This is a genomic window from Acinetobacter sp. AKBS16, from assembly GCF_002899995.1.
In the GTDB taxonomy this organism is placed as follows: domain Bacteria; phylum Pseudomonadota; class Gammaproteobacteria; order Pseudomonadales; family Moraxellaceae; genus Acinetobacter; species Acinetobacter baumannii.
The window spans coordinates 1-17,968 of record NZ_POYH01000101.1 but is presented as its reverse complement, the minus strand read 5'-3'; the positions used below and the strand labels follow the sequence as shown (position 1 = coordinate 17,968).

At 34.4% G+C, this 17,968-nt stretch carries 14 protein-coding genes and 2 pseudogenes; 2 read left to right on the top strand and 14 right to left on the bottom strand.

From position 1 onward, the window contains the following. Window positions 1-29: 29 nt before the first annotated feature. The 8 genes from C1642_RS18200 to C1642_RS18165 all read right to left on the bottom strand — a co-directional run bounded on the left by C1642_RS18200 (window position 30) and on the right by C1642_RS18165 (window position 8,021). Window positions 30-1,442 carry a hypothetical protein gene (locus C1642_RS18200; protein ID WP_103236710.1) on the bottom strand — a complete coding sequence of 471 codons (1,413 nt, stop codon included), beginning with the start codon at window positions 1,440-1,442 and terminating at the stop codon, window positions 30-32. After that, window positions 1,439-2,437 carry a type VI secretion system baseplate subunit TssG gene (tssG, locus tag C1642_RS18195; RefSeq protein WP_103236709.1) on the bottom strand — a complete coding sequence of 333 codons (999 nt, stop codon included), beginning with the start codon at window positions 2,435-2,437 and terminating at the stop codon, window positions 1,439-1,441. The genes C1642_RS18200 and tssG overlap by 4 nt, the downstream gene beginning before the upstream one ends. Continuing rightward, window positions 2,401-4,212 (bottom strand): type VI secretion system baseplate subunit TssF, encoded by a 1,812-nt coding sequence (tssF, locus tag C1642_RS18190; RefSeq protein ID WP_103236708.1) that lies wholly within the window; start codon window positions 4,210-4,212, stop codon window positions 2,401-2,403. The genes tssG and tssF overlap by 37 nt, the downstream gene beginning before the upstream one ends. A gap of 16 nt (window positions 4,213-4,228) precedes the next feature. After that, window positions 4,229-4,705, bottom strand: a complete 477-nt coding sequence (gene tssE, locus C1642_RS18185; RefSeq protein WP_001047031.1) for a type VI secretion system baseplate subunit TssE — start codon at window positions 4,703-4,705, stop codon at window positions 4,229-4,231. Window positions 4,706-4,784: 79 nt separating this feature from the next. After that, window positions 4,785-5,288 (bottom strand): Hcp family type VI secretion system effector, encoded by a 504-nt coding sequence (locus tag C1642_RS18180; protein ID WP_000653195.1) that lies wholly within the window; start codon window positions 5,286-5,288, stop codon window positions 4,785-4,787. Between the two features lie 49 nt (window positions 5,289-5,337). Then, a complete protein-coding gene (tssC, locus tag C1642_RS18175) occupies window positions 5,338-6,819 on the bottom strand; it encodes a type VI secretion system contractile sheath large subunit (RefSeq protein WP_001066523.1) in 1,482 nt (493 codons plus the stop codon). Beyond that, window positions 6,812-7,315, bottom strand: a complete 504-nt coding sequence (gene tssB / locus C1642_RS18170; RefSeq protein WP_103236707.1) for a type VI secretion system contractile sheath small subunit — start codon at window positions 7,313-7,315, stop codon at window positions 6,812-6,814. Before tssB ends, tssC begins: the two co-directional genes overlap by 8 nt. Before the next feature lie 16 nt (window positions 7,316-7,331). After that, on the bottom strand, window positions 7,332-8,021 hold the full coding sequence (locus C1642_RS18165) for a hypothetical protein (RefSeq protein ID WP_000869704.1): 690 nt from the start codon (window positions 8,019-8,021) through the stop codon (window positions 7,332-7,334). A gap of 732 nt (window positions 8,022-8,753) precedes the next feature. Between C1642_RS18165 and C1642_RS18160 the strand changes: the two genes are divergently transcribed. Continuing rightward, entirely contained in the window at window positions 8,754-9,752 is a 999-nt protein-coding gene (locus C1642_RS18160; RefSeq protein WP_165353631.1) for a formylglycine-generating enzyme family protein, read from the top strand. Window positions 9,753-9,823: 71 nt separating this feature from the next. Beyond that, window positions 9,824-10,760 (top strand): annotated as a pseudogene (locus tag C1642_RS18150) (formylglycine-generating enzyme family protein). 255 nt (window positions 10,761-11,015) lie between these two features. Here C1642_RS18150 and C1642_RS18145 read toward each other — a convergent pair. The 6 genes and pseudogenes from C1642_RS18145 to C1642_RS18115 form a co-directional block, all read right to left on the bottom strand. Continuing rightward, window positions 11,016-11,921, bottom strand: coding sequence for a tetratricopeptide repeat protein (locus C1642_RS18145; RefSeq protein WP_000776716.1), 906 nt, complete (start codon window positions 11,919-11,921; stop codon window positions 11,016-11,018). Window positions 11,922-11,932: 11 nt separating this feature from the next. After that, window positions 11,933-12,716, bottom strand: a pseudogene (locus C1642_RS19940) (putative type VI secretion system effector). A gap of 3 nt (window positions 12,717-12,719) precedes the next feature. Beyond that, window positions 12,720-13,496, bottom strand: a complete 777-nt coding sequence (locus tag C1642_RS18130; protein WP_000864764.1) for a putative type VI secretion system effector — start codon at window positions 13,494-13,496, stop codon at window positions 12,720-12,722. Between the two features lies 1 nt (window position 13,497). Beyond that, window positions 13,498-16,251, bottom strand: a complete 2,754-nt coding sequence (locus C1642_RS18125) for a T6SS effector BTH_I2691 family protein (RefSeq protein ID WP_004736241.1) — start codon at window positions 16,249-16,251, stop codon at window positions 13,498-13,500. Between the two features lie 4 nt (window positions 16,252-16,255). Further along, window positions 16,256-17,194, bottom strand: coding sequence for a hypothetical protein (locus tag C1642_RS18120; RefSeq protein WP_000059482.1), 939 nt, complete (start codon window positions 17,192-17,194; stop codon window positions 16,256-16,258). Continuing rightward, window positions 17,191-17,968, bottom strand: a 778-nt coding sequence (locus C1642_RS18115) for a DUF2345 domain-containing protein (protein ID WP_146035357.1), incomplete at its 5' end; no start/stop codon positions are given. The genes C1642_RS18120 and C1642_RS18115, both read right to left, overlap by 4 nt.

Sequence of the window (17,968 nt, the reverse complement as noted above, 5' to 3'; positions counted from 1 at the left end):
CTATTCTCGTTCTAAGTTCAAAGTTTAAATTAGCTATTCAACACCATCGCATCATCTTCTGAATTTTCAGTGACACTCTGCACAAATGTATGTGCTGACACTGTATTTTCTCCAAAGACAAAAGGAACGATATGTTCAGGAAAATGCATACTAAGCATAAAGCCATAAATATCAACTAAATGCTGGGTATGCCCCAATGAAGATTTCACATAAATATAGTGATGTGGTTCAACAGATGTTTGTGCAAACTGCTGCTGTAATTGCTTCGCTGTTTTTATATCTGTCTGGTCTGAAAGAATAAGTACGTATGGCTCATCTCCCTCATACTGCGGTAATTCATTTAAGTTCAGCGTATGAAGAACTTTGGCTGCTTTTTCTTGGCCCACCACAATTTTTAAGTTTTTAGCCGGTTCGAGTTCTTCGATTTTTAATGATGGGTCCGCAAGGAGGCAGCTTGCAGCAAATTCAGCCGGAATATAATCTTTGACCATCCATGATTTTTCATCAATAAGATCTTGATCAATCTCTGAATCGACAGCCAGCATGAGAAATACCTCATGCTCTTTCTTTTGAATGCGTTTTAATAAATGAATAAATTCTTGATAAGCTACACGCTCACCCAAAAAGTGATATTCGATATGAACTTTTTGGGAAATAATACCAATCTCAGTAAAAAACTCTAAAATCAGATCATTACTTTGCTCATCATTCCAAACATGTAATAAATCTTCTGGAAGAAAAATATGCAAATTCAGTCGATTTAAACGGTGTACTTCAACTACGGGTGTTTCCACATCTTCATATTCGCTATTTGGATCGACCCATGCAGGATGCATATGATATTCACGGATCTGATGAGATTCATAAAATAAAATTGAGCGCTTTAAATGTTCAGCCAAGCGATACAAATTCTCTATATTTTGTTCTAGTTGTTGCCTGATTAAAGACATGATACGAACTTGTCTTGGTGAAGCAGCATATTGAATATCCTCATCATTTGTCTCAGCTAAATCTTTAATTCGATAAGATAAAAGAGGCAATCCATACGAATTCAACAATTGCTCATCAAGCTCCGGACTTTTAAAATTTTGTATTTCTTCAATAATAGTTTCATTCTCGCCTAGGGCATGTATAGCAAAAGCGGAATATACATTAAAATCCAGCTGTTCTAGAGGTTGTTCAATTGCAGCAGATGATTTTTGACTATCATCATCTTGACTTTGATTTGCAGCCTGCTCTTTCTTTTCTTTGTAGCTTTTATAAACACTATAAATTAACCAAGGTGATAAGATCACCAAAGTAATGATTGCTGGCAATAATAAAAAATAAAGGAAAAAGTCGCTTTTATTTGGATTATATTGAACATCACGCCAGTAGAAAATGATAAATCCACTAACAACTGTAAAAATAGCGATGAATGAGAGTAATATTTTTTTAATCATATTTGCTCTCCTATAAGGCTATAACATGTTTCATCGTTATGTGTATTAGGCTTACGAGACATTAAAAAAGCGCCTTGCCCTAGGCCACTTTCTTGGCCTTGAGTTAAGCGAACAGGTTGTATTTCAGACTCATCCAATATCAATCTTAAATCTATCGATAAAGTTGGACTGCACCATGTTTCTACGATTTTTTTGAGCTTTAAGCTAAGCTCTTGATGAGGTAAAAATTTTAAATATTGCTGACGCTTAAGCGGACCTATTTGAATCTCAATTTTTCCATCAATTTGTTGAATCGTTTCCCCACAAAATGTGTTAATACCAAGTAAGCTCGGTTGACTTCCACCCAAAGTGGTTAGCTGATCATCCGCTAACTTAAACGATTCCTGTACAAACTCTTTAATTGTAATTTCATGCTTAAAAATACAACTCAACATCGTCTTTAAAGCATGAACCGTATTATTTTGCCCCTGCATTAGGCCTGAAAATTCAGCGAAATATTCATCCAAGTCTTGTTGCTGATGTTGTGAGCGAACATAGCCATTCAATGCATGGAGAATATCCAAATAATCATTTTTATTTTCAATTTCATAGCGCACAGGCAAGTGATAAGTAATACTTGACTCTACATACTGACTGGTCAGCTTATGATTAAATAAGCTTAAAAACTCTTTCGTTTCAGCACGTTGTTGCCTTGGAGCCTGCTTAATTTTATTTGTATATGTATAAGGTAATGCACCTTGTATACCGGTAAGACCAACGATCAGGTTTGTTAAATGAACACGCTCATCTACTAACTCTAAACTTTCAATTTCAGTGGCCGGAAAATTTAAGTTAAATGAGGTCTCAAATTTAAAATAGTCAGACCATGACAAAGCTGCGTCATTGGCAGGCATATGACGCAATAAACGTGTTGCTTGAATAAACTCAAAAGACTTAGGGCGTTGAAACAACTCAGCCGTTACAGAAGAGTCTTGCCACCAACGTTCTGACTGCATTGGTATAACTCCTGCTGAGATGAATAATCCTTAACCACCAAATCAACAAAACTATTAATTTGAACCTTTAAATTAAAAACACGACTTAATAACTGACTAAAAATATATAAGCTATGCCCTCTAAATACGGATGAATCAATTTGTAATTCAGCTTTTACTCCTCTTACAAACATTGGAAATGGTTTGCCGTCTACGAGTTTATGGGTAAGAGAAAATTCTAATTTTTTAATTGATTCTATAATTAAATAGTTTTCTTTTGACTGCGGTAAGTTATATAAAGCCAGCAGCTCTTTAACGTGAGAAACAGCATCCCCTTTCATAAGCGCCAAGCTATTTAATGAAAGATGCGAGATCACACGCCACTGTTCACTTTGGCCTTGTTCAAACTTATAAGGCTTGGTAGGCCGTTTTAAAACAATGGCACGTCTCGCCAAGCTACTATCATTTAAATTTAATACGTTATTAGACTGCCCCAGTGCTTCATGAGGTAAATCACGGTTTGAACATAATAATTTGGTGCTAATAAAATCTGAGCGCGTTGAAAATGGATTTAAATTTTTAGAAATAATGGAATAGCCCATTTCAACGAAATTAGACTGTAACTTTTGATAGTTCACTGAGTAAAAAAAGCGAGCTGTATCATTGTGGTAATGGCTCATCGCAAAAAACGGCAAAACAGGAACATAGCTTTCTTCCTGATTTGTTTTTTCACGCACCATATTCATCTCAAGTATTGAATATACCTGATAAAACTCAGGATGATGTGCATCTGTAACTAAAGGATATTCTAATTGCTTATGAACTATCTTCTGGGGTTCAGCATATTTTTCAAATAAATTAATTACCGGGGTAGTAAATAATTTAAAGTTTGCAATATTTAGCTCAGAATAGTTTCTAACAACGGCTTGATCATTTAAGTTTAATTTGAAATGAATTAAAAGCTCAAGTTCGGATACATGCTGAGGTATTCGCTTTAAAAAATCTAAATCGAGCTTAAGATAACTAAACTTTTCCGGGAAACAAAAGTATTCCATCAACAAACGATAAGCATGATGGGTATGTTGATCAAGCGGTAATAAACTTTCTTGTTCTGCAAAACCAATCAATTCGAATGGATTATTGCTCAATTCTACAATTGTTTGTCCATATTTAACCGCAAAACTGGTTCCTTTTTTGAAAATACTATCAAGGACCTGTAGAGGAAAATTAGAGATAGCATCCAAATAAATAGGAAGCTTCTCATCAGTTAAACAAGCATGAGCATTATTAAAAATTTCAAATTTAAGGCTCAACGTCGCATTTTGATTTAAGTGCATATGTGCACTAGGTGTAGTTTTAAAATCTAAACCACTTAAATGAATAGGTAGTAATTTAACATCTTGAGTTGTATTAAACTCACACTGCACTCCTTTGAAACTACGAGATTTCAAAACCGTATGATGAGGTACAAGATGAGGTTCTGTAAGCTGTTTAATCTTATTAATATCTTCAAAACTAACAACTGAACACGCAGGAAAATGTCGTAAGTATTGAGGGAACATCACCTCAAATAAAGAACGAGTAAAAACATCGTAACTGTCTGTTAGTTTTTTATCGATTCGAGCAGCAATCAGCGAAAAAGCCTGAATCAGACGTTCAATATGTGGGTCATCAATTTGCTCTTGATTTAAAGATAAGCGCTGAGCAATTTTTGGATATTTTTGGGCAAATTCCCGAGATTGTTGACCAAATTCTTGTAATTGTTTTTCATAAAACGGTAAAAGCTCTTCTATCACAACACACCCACTACGCTTAAGTTCTTGCTGAAATTACATATTGCTGCGTTGTTGGTTTTAACAATGCATCAAATACAACAGGTTCATATAAGGGGTGAATATTTAGATAAGCCTGAATACTTAAACATAATGCGCCCATATTATGTCCATCTAATAACATCTCTACCCGTATTTGTCTTAGCCGAGGTTCATGAGCTGCTATTGATTGCTCAATGGATTGGCAAATTTTATCCCGATCCAGAGGGTTGGCTGTAGAAAGCCCCACAAAATCAATAATCCCGAACTGAAGTATCGATTTTTTTACAAGTGGATAGTCATCAATCACATGATCTAACTTTGCTACCCGACTATTGAGCAAATCTTCTAAATCCTTTGCTACAGATTCTCTTAATTGCTGAATAGAAAGACCTTTTGCATAATCTTCACTTTCTGGAATTAAGCGATCAAATAAAGTTGAACGAAATCCGTATGGATAAAGCCGATCTAAGTTCATTCGAGTTCACAACAAAGTATATTTAAAGACAGCAGAGGCTAACTTTATGTCAGCCTCCACCAAATATTCACTTAAATAATTACGCTGCGTAAGAAGCTGTATTATTAGAAAGTGACCATTTCTTAGTAACAGCACCTTTAGCAGTACCGTTAATATCTTGTTGGTTATAAGTCCACTCAACAGCAGCATATTTCAAACCAAATGCTTCTGTAGGAACGCCTTCTTCGTTAACAGTTGGAGTCACACTAGAAACTAAAACGTGCTTCAATTTGATTTGTAAGTACTTGATACGTTTATCGCCATTTGCGCGATAGAAGTCGATTTGTACTTCATCAAATGTATAACCAGCTGAACAAGCTTCCCATAATTTAGGGCTAGTTGCGTCTAAGTCTTTCACGAAAACCATGTCAGAATGTTCAACACGTTCAGCAGTGTGGCCGCCTACACTACTTGAAGTAGCAGATTTAGGTTGACGGATGTTATGAGACCAAGAGTTAACTTCTAACCAACCTTTGTGCTCAGAATCACGAGATTCTCCATCAACTTTATATTTACCGCGAAACTCAACGTATATATCTTTCATTTAGAACTTTCCTATTTTTAATTTAAAGTTATTCTTTAGCTGACCTTGATTAATTTGAGGACTGAGGTAACTCAGTGACAAGTCGTAAAGAAACCGACAACTCATCCAGCTGGAAATGTGGTCGCAAGAAAACCACAGATTTGTAGTGACCTGGTTGAGCAGGATCTTCTACAACTTTTACAGACGCTTCACGTAACGGGTATTGAGCTTTTGCTTCTTGAGAAGCACCATCGTCAAGTAAGACATACTGTGACAACCACTCATTTAAGAATGCTTCAACATTTCCAGCAGAAGCAAAGCTACCCACTTTATCTCGCATCATTGCTTTTAAGTAATGTGCAATACGTGAAACAGCCATGATGTACTGAATCTGACTTGATAAAGCCGAGTTTGCATTGGCTGTATCATTGTCATATTTTTTAGGCTTTTGAGTTGATTGCGCGCCAAAGAAAGCTGCGTAATCTGTATTTTTACAATGTACTAACGGAATGAAGCCTAGATCGCTTAACTCTTTTTCACGGCGATCCGTGATTGCAATTTCAGTTGGACACTTGAATACCACTTCGCCATCTTGTGTTTTAAAAGTATGTACTGGCAAGCCTTCAACCAAACCACCACCTTCAACACCGCGAATAGCAGCACACCAACCATGCATATCAAATGCATTTGTTAAGCGAGTACCAAAAGCATAAGCTGCATTCATCCACAAATATTCATTGTGGTTTTCACCAGAAACATCTTCAATAAAATTAAAGCCTTCTGTCGCAGTACCTTCTTTTGGATGATATGGGAGACGACCCAAGACATGAGGCAAAGTCAATGCAACATAACGTGAGTCTTCACTATCACGGAACGAACGCCATTGAACATATTCAGCGGTTTCAAAGATTTTTGAAACATCTCTAGGACGATCAATATCTGTAAATGATTCAAGGCCTAAAATGCTCGGACTAGCAGCTGAAATAAAGGGTGCATGTGCTGCCGCTGCAACATGAGAGATTTGCTCAAGCAAATACATATCAGATGGAGTACGGTCAAACTCAAAATCACCAATTAATGCTGAGTATGGTGCACCACCAAAAGAACCGTATTCTTCTTCGTAGATTTTCTTAAACAAAGTGCTTTGATCAAAGTCTGTAGCACCTTGGAAATCTTTTACCAACTCTTTCTTAGTCGTATTGAGCATACGAATTTTAATGAGCGGATTTGAAGGCGTTTCCTGACAAAAGTAATAAAGACCACGCCAAGTTGACTCAATTTTTTGGAATTGTTCATTGTGCATGATCTGACTTAACTGCTTTGAAATCAGAGCATCAATTTCTGCAATACGCTTATCGATTGATAAAGTCATATTTTCAGAAACAGTAATGGTCCCTGCCATTACTTCTTTAGCGAGCTCACCAATTAAGCTTTTAGCACGAGAATGTTCTTCTTCATTTCGTGCAATACGGCTTTGTTCAACAATCGAATCCAAAAGATTAACTTCTTCATTTTCAACAAGTGGCATTGCTGCTGATTGAGTATTATTCATGATCGGCCTCCGCACTTAATTTACGGATTTGATCAGTATTTTTAAGAACCTCATCAAGCAGATCTTCTAAACGCTCACTGTTTGAAATTTTGTTTCTTAAATCGGTTAAACGCTCACGCGCCTCAACCAATTTCTTTAATGGATCAATTTGCTGTACAACATTTTCCGGGCGAAAATCTTCCATTGACTTAAACGTTAAATCAACAGCCATTTTACCGCCTTCTTCTGTCAACGTATTGTCTACTTGAAAAGCAGCTCTTGGAGACAGAGATTCCATTACTTCATCAATATTATCTAAATCGACATTAATGAATTTTTTATCTTTTAATTTTGTACGCTCAAGCTCTGATGCAGCTGAAAAATCACCCATTACACCTACAACGAATGGTAGTTCTTTCGCTTCTTTTGCATCACCAATTTCGACATCATATGTAAGCTGAACACGTGGAGGTCGAATTCGCTGAAGCTTCTTTTGTACGCTTTCTCTCTTAGCCATAAGGTTCTATCCCAGATTATTTAGTTAAAGGGTCAAAAGGCGAACTTTTTGATTTACTAACACTCGCAACAGGTGCTGTTTTTGGTTTAACCGCAGATGTTTTTACGGGAGTTACTGTACGCTTAGTTGTCGTTCGAGGAGTAGAAACCCGATTACGCACTACATTTTGTTTTCTATAACTTCTTTTTTCATTATCAGCTGAACTACCTTCTGAGCTAGTTTTGAAACTCGAAGGATCAGGTGCTGGCATTGCTGTATGAATATTTTCAATTAACTGTTTCGCAGGGGGATATGTTACGTCATTTGTTAAATATCGCATTTCTTGACTACGCATTTGTTGCAAAGAGTTATTTGCAATACTTACACCTGATAAAAACAATACATCTGTTAATAATGAACCACGAACGTTTTGACTCTGTAATTGATTAGCTAAATTTAATGCCTTAACTGGTTGGTTGGTTTGATAAAAACGCATAGCTGCTTTAGCTAATAAATCATTCTTTTGAGTAGAATTATCTGTATCACATACTTGTTTAAAAAGATTTAATAACTCTGGATCAGTTTGCCCTTCAATTATAGGATTTTTCTTAACACAGCTTTTCTTTAGTTTTATAGGCTCTAATTCTGCAGCTTGTGCACAAGCCAAACCAACATAGTTACCAATTAAAAAAAGTATCAAAACACTTTGCTTTAACACAACTTTCATTCCTCTATCTTCTTATTTAGTCAAGGTTTTACTGAAAAATTAACATTTTATAAATATCAAAAAATCAGGATTAAACCTTATATTTAAAAAATTCAAACGAAGTTTATCATATAAATAAACATATTTTATATAAAAATCATATCAATTTAAACCAAAAGAAAATAGTTGAGATGCTTATAAAATATAGTTTAATAAAGTTTTTCTAAAAAAAATAATATTGTTTCTTTTTGTAATAAAATATAACACTTTGATTTTTATAATTATTTTTAAAACACACCAAATTAAAAATCAAATTAAATATCACCCAGTTAGGTTTTAAGAAACATTTTCTTAAAAATCTTTAATTTTAATCAATAATAGATTACTAGTATCTGATTAGTAGTAAGAGCTCATCCAAAAAATCGCTCCCTTCCTCCAAACAAAAAAGCATAAATTTGTCAAGACTAATCTGTCTATCTATTGTATTTTGAAAATCAGTTTAATTTTTTGCTAGCTCCCGTTCTACTTATCGTAGATCAACATATTTTGATCAGGAAAATTAAATTTTGAAAACTTTCAACTTATTATCCTGATTACTATAATTTTCAAAGCAAAAATTTATTTAAATTATATTTAAGCTTCACTCAAATAGTAACAACCTTCAACTCAATTGGACAACTACATTTATATACCTTATAAATTTTATTAAAATAAGTATATTAACTCAACCATATGATTTTTTTATTAAACAAGATGATTAAACAAAATTTAGCTATTATTTTACTGTCGGGTATTACGTTAACTGCCTGTGCAAAATCAACAAATAATACAGAGCAAGGTCAGACAACTATAGCCCAACAAAATCTCTCATCAGAACAACAAAGGAAGCTTCAAGAATTACTCGATAAAACAAAAAAAAATCTAGTAGAAATTAAAGGTGGTACTTTTATGATGGGAGATTTTGGTGAGCAAAAAAGCCCAGATAAATTACCATACGATAGTGATGCTGATAGCAAGCCTTTACACAAAGTCACTTTAGATAATTATGCATTAAGCGCAACAAAAGCAACTTATGCTGATTTTGATATCTACACTGAAATCACCGGACAAGATCAAGTTGGTAAATTTGATGAGCTATCAATTCAAGATCGACTTCCTAATTCAGCAGCAGGTGTAAATTGGCAACAAGCCCGAAACTATTGTCAATGGTTAGGAAAACAACTTAATCTGAAAATGGATTTACCTACAGAGGCCCAATGGGAATATGCTGCACGAAATCGCGGACAATACATTCTTTACCCTACAGACAACGGTAAAATCGATACTGGTAGAAATGTTTGGAGTTTTGAGCAAAGGCAAAATCAACAAAATAAATTAAATGCTTTTAGAAATATTCCTGAGTTATTAAAGTTTCCAGCAACTCCTCTAGGTCTTTATGACATGATTACTGATAATTATGAGTGGATACTAGACTGGTATGATCCTAAGTATTACAGCAAATCTCCAGAAAAGAACCCTCAAGGACCTGCAAAAGGTAGCCTCAAAGTTGTACGTAGCTCAATTCCTTCTGAAGGACAAACTCTACAAATGTTTGGAGGTTTCACTTTCAGTAGACATGCTATTCACCCTATAGCGGATCCTAAAGCTGCTAAAGATGAATTAACAAAAAAACATCATCTTAACTTAAACCAAAATAATTCTGTCAGATGTGCAGTTAATTATTTGCAATTTGATCAAGCAAATAATATTTGAAGTCGTTTAAAATATTCATCAACTCAGCTTAGGACCAATTTACTCCCTCAGCTAAAGGATTCTTAAATAAAATGATGAAACAAAATATAGCTATTATCTTATTTTCAAGCATTGCTTTAAGTGCTTGTGCAACATCTACTGAATCAAATCAAAAACAAACAAAGCCCTCACCTGAACTGGAGCAAAAAATTCAGAAGTTGGTTGAGAAAACTAAAAAGAATATGATTTTTGTCGAGGTGGTAGCTATCTCATGGGAGATTTTAGGCTAGTAACTCCTGAATTAGAAAAACTGTACCTGATAGTATGGCGGTAAAAAATCCTAAAGGTAATACTGGAAAACCTAGTAACCAACTATTTTCCCCAGGCGGTGATAATAAAACACTTCATAAAGTTTCCCTTAGCAGTTTTAATATGAGTGCTTATAAGACTACCTTAGAAGACTTTAATATTTTTACAAAAGCAACTGGACAAATTGAGAGTACATATAATAAACGATATAGTGCAAGCATTGCTCATGAAATAGCAACTGGTATGGCGTGGCAACAAGCCAAAGATTATTGCCAATGGCTTGGACAACAAGTGGATACACCCATGGATTTACCCACTGAATCGCAATGGGAATATGTAGCCCGAAATAAAGGACAATATGATAACTACAGGCATTCACATGACTTACAAACTGTCGCGAATATTCCGGTTATAGGTCAAACACCACCAAATCCTTTAGGTTTTTACGATCTTGTTACCAATAATTATGAATGGATGAATGATTGGTACGATAAAGATTATTATAAACACTCACCTAGTGATAACCCAACAGGACTCCAAATGGGTACAGAAAAAGTTTTAAGAGGTACTCTAGCAATGGGAGCCGATAACTTAATGATGAATGATGGTTTTAATATAGCTAGAAATAAAGCCCCACCCATCCCAGATGAGGAAACCAAATCAAAATATCGCTTATATTCTGTTCTTTGTGTTGCTAATATTCAGCAGCCAATTGAATAACCTTAAGCTACATATGAGCCATCAAAGTTTTGTTGACAATTTACTGCACTATCGAATCTTTCTAAGAGCTATAAACTACTTATCCTAAATATCTGACACAGTATGTTTATTTTCACCCACCCTAAAAACAAGATTCTAAAGTACACCCAGCAATACAAAATTAATTTTTTTAATAATTTATTATAATGACTCATTTAAAAAAGGCATGTTCATATTGGTACTAACATGCCTTAAAAATTCTTATACTAATCTCAATTAAAGCTTAGATTTCCAATAATTAGCTTTCTCAGGATTATATTTAGGGCTTCTATCATTTGAATAGATATCAACCAACAATTGTATAGCAGCTTTATTCTGCGCATTAGCTGCTTTTTCTGCATACTCAATTGATTTTGAAAAATTCTGCTCTACACCATTACCATCAAAATACTTAAGTGCAAGATTATATTGCCCTAATACAGAACCATTATTAGCTGCTTTTTCAAACCATTTTTTTGCAAGCACAGGGTCTTTTGCAACCCCATCTCCATTTTCATAAGCTAAACCGATATTGTTTTGTGACTCAACATCCCCCTGATTGGCTGCCTTTAATGCCCACTCAAAAGCCTTTTTGTGATCTTTAGTTACACCTTCACCGTTGTATAAAAGACCCGCAACTATTACCTGTGATTGTAATAAGCCTAATTCTGCAGATTGACTAAAATACTTAAAAGCTTTCGCTTTATCTTCTGTTATACCCAATCCTTTATAATATGAAACGCCTAAATTATGTATAGCTGAAGGATTACCTTTCTTAGCCCCCTGTTCAAACCACTTTAAAGCTTTTAAATCATCTTTTTTTATTAAATCATTACCATTCCGATAAATTAATCCTAATTGCAACATGGCATTTGAGGAGCCTAGTTGTGCAGATTTCTCAAATAGTTCCAGTGCTTTCTTTTGATCAAGTTTTTCACCTTCGCCTGTGGCATACATAGATGCTAATACAAAAATAGCCTCAGCGTCATTTGCTTTTGCAGCCTTTTCTAGTTCATGTTTAGACTTATATTCAGACACATCTTTATAATCTTTAGTCAAAGCTCCATAAGTGTGTTCTTCCTTCTGCTGACTGCATGCAGATGTGACTAATATTAAGGTAATGACAAACAATCTAAGCTTCATTAAACAACCTTTTACTTCAAAAAATTTTTCTTATCAAAATAATCTTCTGGGTATGGATCTAGACCTTTTAAATTTTTTCTATATTTCATTACACTAATCTGAACACCATCATCAGTTAAAAAATCATTATAGAAATCCTGTTCTTTTGGATATTCAAATCCTAGCTTTTCAAATATTTGCTCCGATAATGTTCCAAAATTTTCATACGATTTCCTATAACCAAAATAATTAACAAAACCAGAAATTGCTACAGTAACAAATAAATTAGTGCCAACAATCTCTAGAAAATATAAAATGGTATTCACAGAATAAGAAAAATTAAAAATAAAATAAAATAAAAATTAAGAGAAAACCCCATGACAACAATGTAAAATAATAAGTTTGCTTAAAAATGGCTTTATAACCCATTTTTACTGAACGCCCCATCTCATAAATCATATACAATAAGCCTGATTTAGGGTCGATAATTGCATAGACCTGATAACGTCCATCTACAGGTTTTTCGCTAATTACAGCAATCAACTCATCATTTTCTTCAAAACGTGCTGTCGTAAATTGTCCGATTACTGGATATCCCTCTACTTCACCAATAAAAGTTATACCATCCTTAGCCTTAGCGGCCATTACTAATATAGGTGCACTGGTCAGCAACGAACTACTCTCAGCGAGCACACCAGCAAAAGCGGTCCCAGCCGCAATTCCACCAATATTCTGATTTACTGGAATTTTAGAATTTGCTTTTTCTAAAGAATGTATTGGACCTTTAACTAGCTTAAGGTTTAATTTAAGTTCCACTACTTATTCGCTTGTTGTATTCTTACTAAAATAATCTTCTGGGTATGGATCTGGGCCTTTTAAATTTTTTCGATACTCCATAACACTGACATGTACTCCATCTTTAATAATAAAATCGTTATAAAAATCTTGTTCATCTACATTTTTAAAACCTAAAATAGAAAAGATTTTCTCTGATAACTCAGCAGCTTGTTTAAAGCTTCTTCTAAAAACAAGATTCATAAATAAACTAAAGAAAATTAAAAGTACACAAAGAATTAAGAAAAATAATTTTAGATTTTCAATTAAATAAGAAAAATTGAAAATTTCTTTTCCAGAAAAAATATCAAATATAAAAAATAGTCCCGTAAAAATAATACTAGCACTTATAGACCAAATAAAAACTAGCTGCCAAATATTTTTATAAGAGTTTTTAAGTGACCTCCCCATTTCATATAACATATATAATAGACCCGTCCGAGGATCCAATATAGAGTAAGCTAAATGCCGTCCCTGTTCTTGTTCATCACTAATCACAATAACAAGTGGATCATTTTCTTGAAACTGTACAGTAGTAAATTGCCCTATGACCTTATAACCATTGATTTCACAAGTAAAAGTTTTAGCATCAATTCCTCTTGCAGCCATAAGCATAATTGGTGCATTAGTCATTAAAGTACTACTTGATGCTAAAGCTCCAAGCATCGCAGAACCAACTGCTTGTTTTTCTATATTTTTTAAAGGAAGAATTTTAGAATCTTCAATAGTAAGTTTCTGAATTTCACCTTGAATAACTTTCATACTAAATACTCATAATAGCTTTACTAAAAGCTTCTTCTTCATCTTTAAATAGCTTAAACTTGCTTGAATCTTTACCAAATATTGATTTCTCACACCATTTTTGTAAATCATCATCTAACACATATGTTTTAAGCAAATATTCAATAACCAAAAAACCAATACCGATCCAATTACAATATGCTGCAATACGTATAAAATTTGCTCTTAAAAGGATTCTTGTAAAAGCTATTTTATTAGCTGATGACACTACCCATGAATTTTGTAATATCGGTAAATTTAGTAACAATCCAAAACCAACTCCAACCATTACTAAGGATACGGTTGCCTTTGTGAATAGAAAAGCCATAAGAATTTTATCTTTATCACCTTCCTTTTCCTTATACACAGCAAATGCATCTATACAAAAAGATATAATAGCTGCTGAAACAGCCAGTCTTGCACCATATAATCGAATTTTATTTGCTTTCTCTTGAAAACTTAAGGCATCCATTCCCCCACCAGCAATATCCAATACCGCTGCTGAAGATGCTAATAAACCTGATATTAATTGAAACCCATTTTCCCAATTTCTTTCGCCAATAAACTTATTAGATTGCACTCCAAAATTTATTAATTCAAACAAAGCCACAATACTTGAAATCCTAATTGCTACGCTTGCTGGAGACTTACTAAGGATTTCTTTGATTTTTTGTGCAGCGGTATTTTGCCCTGCATTTTTCCAGCGTCTTTCTATCTCTGTTACATTCAGTTGGGTACTCGCATTTGTCATTTTAAAATCTACATTATAGAGCAACGACCACTTTGGCACTCTGTCTGTTAATAGTGAGCTATGCGCATAAGCAATGAATGAAACACGTGAAAGTCTTTTTGCAATCAATGGATTTATATTATATTGCAGGCTCCACTTAGCCACACTTCTAGTAATTTCTGAAATCCAGAGTAAGGATTTAGCAGGGTTATACCATTTCAGCTCATTAATTTTATTATTTGGATCAGCTAACCATTGCTCCCAAAGCTGGTCAGCACTTACAAATGCAGCGATTAAGCTTTTTAAACTGGATTGGGTCTGATCCCACGTCAAAGAGGTAATCTCAGAGCTTTTTGCATTATATTGATCAATTAAATTTTTTTGGTTATAAGTGACTGCCCGCATATATAGATTATCGTCAGAAATTTCTTCAACCCCCAACCATTTTTCCATTAATGCTTGTCCCTCATCACATCCTGTCATTCCATCCATCACAGCTAAAGCGTGTACATGGAACAATGCACCATATTCTTTTAAAATTGTTTGGTCATAAACATAAAATGCATTCAGCAAATGCTTAGATTTAAGCCACTTAATATGATCACTTGCATAAGTTTGAGCAAGTGTACGGCCTTCATTTATTAGTTTTTTTACTTCTTTATCAAAAGCTTTTTTAGTATCCCAATTAATTTTAGGTGCATATTTTGTTTCCCAAGTTATTTTAGCTTCAGCTTTTGATTGCGTTATAATTTTCTCTTTTAACTTTTGTTCGCCTTCTGCAAATTTTTTATTCCTTTGCAGAAGAAATTTATCTCTTTCAGCAGTAGGTGCTCGATCCCAAATTTCTTGAATTTTACTTAAATATTCCCTCTGATCCATCGAACCAAATTTTGGTATTTTATCTTTAGCATATTCTATTTTTGCAGATAGATCAGCAACTTGGCTTCGTGCGCTTAATTGTTGATTAATTAGTTTATTCTCAACAACTATTTTAATACTATCTACGAGCTGAGAAGATTGTAGTCGGTGTTCATTGCTAATCTTTTCTACATTTTTGGCTAGATAATTTGTTAATTTACCAAACTGACTATTACGACTGTCATTCAACTTTCTCGTAATACCAACTGGATCATATAAAGCCATACAGGCAAGCGATTTAGGCTCATCTTTAAACTTGTTTAATGTCGCATCGATACGGTTTTTACCAAAACTGTTTAGATTATAAACCGTAGTTTTAAATTGGCTTGCAGCAATACAATGTTCTTGCGCACTTCCACCATTAATTAAAATTTTCTGCCACTTTCCTTCTGTTACAAACTTATCGGCATTTTTTTCATATTCAGATATTTTGGCCTTACTCATAGGCACATGCGTATGAATAATATATGCAATCTTCGCCTCATCTTTAGGGTTACTTTCTACAGCTATCACAGATGAATTAAAACTATGACCTGCTCCTTTACATGCGAACTCTGGAACACTTTTAGGTGCTTCTTTACCCACAGGAAAATAAGACAAATGTCCATTTGGAGTAACTTTATATCCAGCCCACTCCAAAGCTCCAGATGTTCTTTTTACTAAGCGATAGATATAACCAGTATTAATCATCTCAACTGCATATTTGAGATGGCTTAACTGAATATCTTTGACATTTTTACCCAAGGTTGGAGGCAAAGCAGGTGGATTATCTTTAACAACGGTGTATCGTAAAGGTAAAATATTGAAGCCTTTTTTACGACAAAAATTTGAACACTCTTTCTGGGCCTGCCCCGCACTACTATTTTGCATGTTTGCAGCAGTTGACTGTTTCGCTGATTTTGCAATTTCACTTTCTTCAATCTTCTTATTAATATTTTTAGCAACTGTTGGGTTGCGCATATCGCCCACTGCTTTGGTTTTTCCCATAACAGGAATTTGACTCTGCTTCTGTTTTTGCTGAGCAATAGCCTCATTAAATAAATTATTTGATTTTGACTTGCCCAATATCATTTTTTGATTTTCTGACATCTTTTTATCCATTCAATTCTTTAGCTATCTGCTCATATAAGTCTTTCGTTACATAATCCATAGCGTCCGTAAAAGACATTTTATTCATTACACAATGGTCGTAGAGCACATTGGTTACCATGGGATGCTGTATAAAATTTTTATGTATAATTTGGCTGTAAAGACCATATGTAACTAAATCTAAATGATTTTGAATACCAAAATCGTAGTAAGCCTCTTTAAGATTTTGATGGATTTCAACTGGATGAATTTTTATTAGATCAACTTGTTCAAATTCACTTAATTGTTGAAATACATTATTAGCAATTTCAATTAAATCCAATTCTATAGATTGCTCAAGGTTCACTTTTTTTAGATTCAAGATTGATCGCGATTCATCGTAAGATTTAAAGCTAAATAGACCCTTTGGATGCAAAAAATGCCATTCTTTAAAGCCATTTAATAAGCCGCCTACATATTCTGTTTTAAAAATCTCATCCAAGTAGATCATGACTCTAGGGTCATACCAACGGAAAAGAATTTTTTTACCTTGATCAGAAATCACTAATTTAGCTTTTATTTGATCTCGCAATTCCTCAAGTGAGCGTGTCATCGCCACGCCAAACCCATGAACAAAATAGCAATCATTCGTAATATTTTTATTTCTCGATAGATTTTGCAATAAGTCCTCTTTAACCTGCTCAAATACTTTTTTACCATCAATACAAATAAAAAAGAGATTTGACTTTGCAATTCCTTTCTTATGCGCTAAAGGGATATATGCAATATTTTTGTTTGATAGATTATCTATTACACCGTTAAAAATAGAATCATTCAGTGTAGTATCTAATAAAAAAATAATCTGGCCATATTCATTCAGAATTTGGATGCACTGTTCTTCAATTTTAGAAGTAATATCTTTTAAATCTTCATATTGGGTTGTATTAAAAACCGACAAACTCATGATAAATCTACCTTAGCCGAACCATTTTGAGCAGCTTGAGTTTGCTTAGCCGAACAGTCTGGTAAATCTAAAGCAGGTGGATTTATTGATGACCCTCCCATAAACAAGTGCTGCCCAGCTTTCACCTCAAGCTTACCGCCCGTAACAGGGAAAATACCTGAACCGTTCAGCTTAACTTGAGATCCGTTTGCTGTCAGATTAATCTCAGTTGGGCTAGTAATATAAACTGTGTCTTCGGTTGAAGTAATCTGTACACCTTTTCGAGCAATGACATCTAAGCCATCACCTTGAGCTTGAATTTCTACTTTGCCCTTCCCAGCAAAAAGTCGAGCACCCTCCTGAGCAGCAAAGAGACTAATCTTTTGGCTCGCATGATTCACTATATTCTTTTGCGTACTCATATTAATGCTATCTCCAGCACTTTGAGTGAGCTGACCATTTGCACTGAGGTGTATATCTTCATTACTACTTACAGCAATACTTTTTGGAGATGCTAGCAGCATCACTGCTGATTGAAACTCAGCAGCTTTTTTAGGATCTTCTTGTTTGAGAACTTCTAAGAAAGTCTGAATATTCTCAAGCATATCTAAGGGGTCAGTTTGCTGATTTTTAGCAACTTCACTGAGTGCCTTGGCATTATTGAGGCCGCCTTCGATCTGTTGCTTGGCCTCGCTTGCATCAAGGTGTACGCCTTGGGCTTGATCCTGTTTGTGGGTACTAACGAGTAAACCGCTACCAGCTCTAACCGCGCCCCACTGGTCAGTTCTGAGTTCA

Coding starts and splice junctions, on each gene's coding strand:
- tssC (WP_001066523.1), bottom strand. CDS start 6,819: ATGAATAATACTCAATCAGCAGCAATGCCACTTGTTGAAAATGAAGAA.
- C1642_RS18180 (WP_000653195.1), bottom strand. CDS start 5,288: ATGAAAGATATATACGTTGAGTTTCGCGGTAAATATAAAGTTGATGGA.
- tssB (WP_103236707.1), bottom strand. CDS start 7,315: ATGGCTAAGAGAGAAAGCGTACAAAAGAAGCTTCAGCGAATTCGACCT.
- C1642_RS18120 (WP_000059482.1), bottom strand. CDS start 17,194: ATGAGTTTGTCGGTTTTTAATACAACCCAATATGAAGATTTAAAAGAT.
- C1642_RS18200 (WP_103236710.1), bottom strand. CDS start 1,442: ATGATTAAAAAAATATTACTCTCATTCATCGCTATTTTTACAGTTGTT.
- C1642_RS18165 (WP_000869704.1), bottom strand. CDS start 8,021: ATGAAAGTTGTGTTAAAGCAAAGTGTTTTGATACTTTTTTTAATTGGT.
- tssE (WP_001047031.1), bottom strand. CDS start 4,705: ATGAACTTAGATCGGCTTTATCCATACGGATTTCGTTCAACTTTATTT.
- tssG (WP_103236709.1), bottom strand. CDS start 2,437: ATGCAGTCAGAACGTTGGTGGCAAGACTCTTCTGTAACGGCTGAGTTG.
- C1642_RS18125 (WP_004736241.1), bottom strand. CDS start 16,251: ATGTCAGAAAATCAAAAAATGATATTGGGCAAGTCAAAATCAAATAAT.
- C1642_RS18160 (WP_165353631.1), top strand. CDS start 8,754: ATGATTAAACAAAATTTAGCTATTATTTTACTGTCGGGTATTACGTTA.
- C1642_RS18145 (WP_000776716.1), bottom strand. CDS start 11,921: ATGAAGCTTAGATTGTTTGTCATTACCTTAATATTAGTCACATCTGCA.
- C1642_RS18130 (WP_000864764.1), bottom strand. CDS start 13,496: ATGAAAGTTATTCAAGGTGAAATTCAGAAACTTACTATTGAAGATTCT.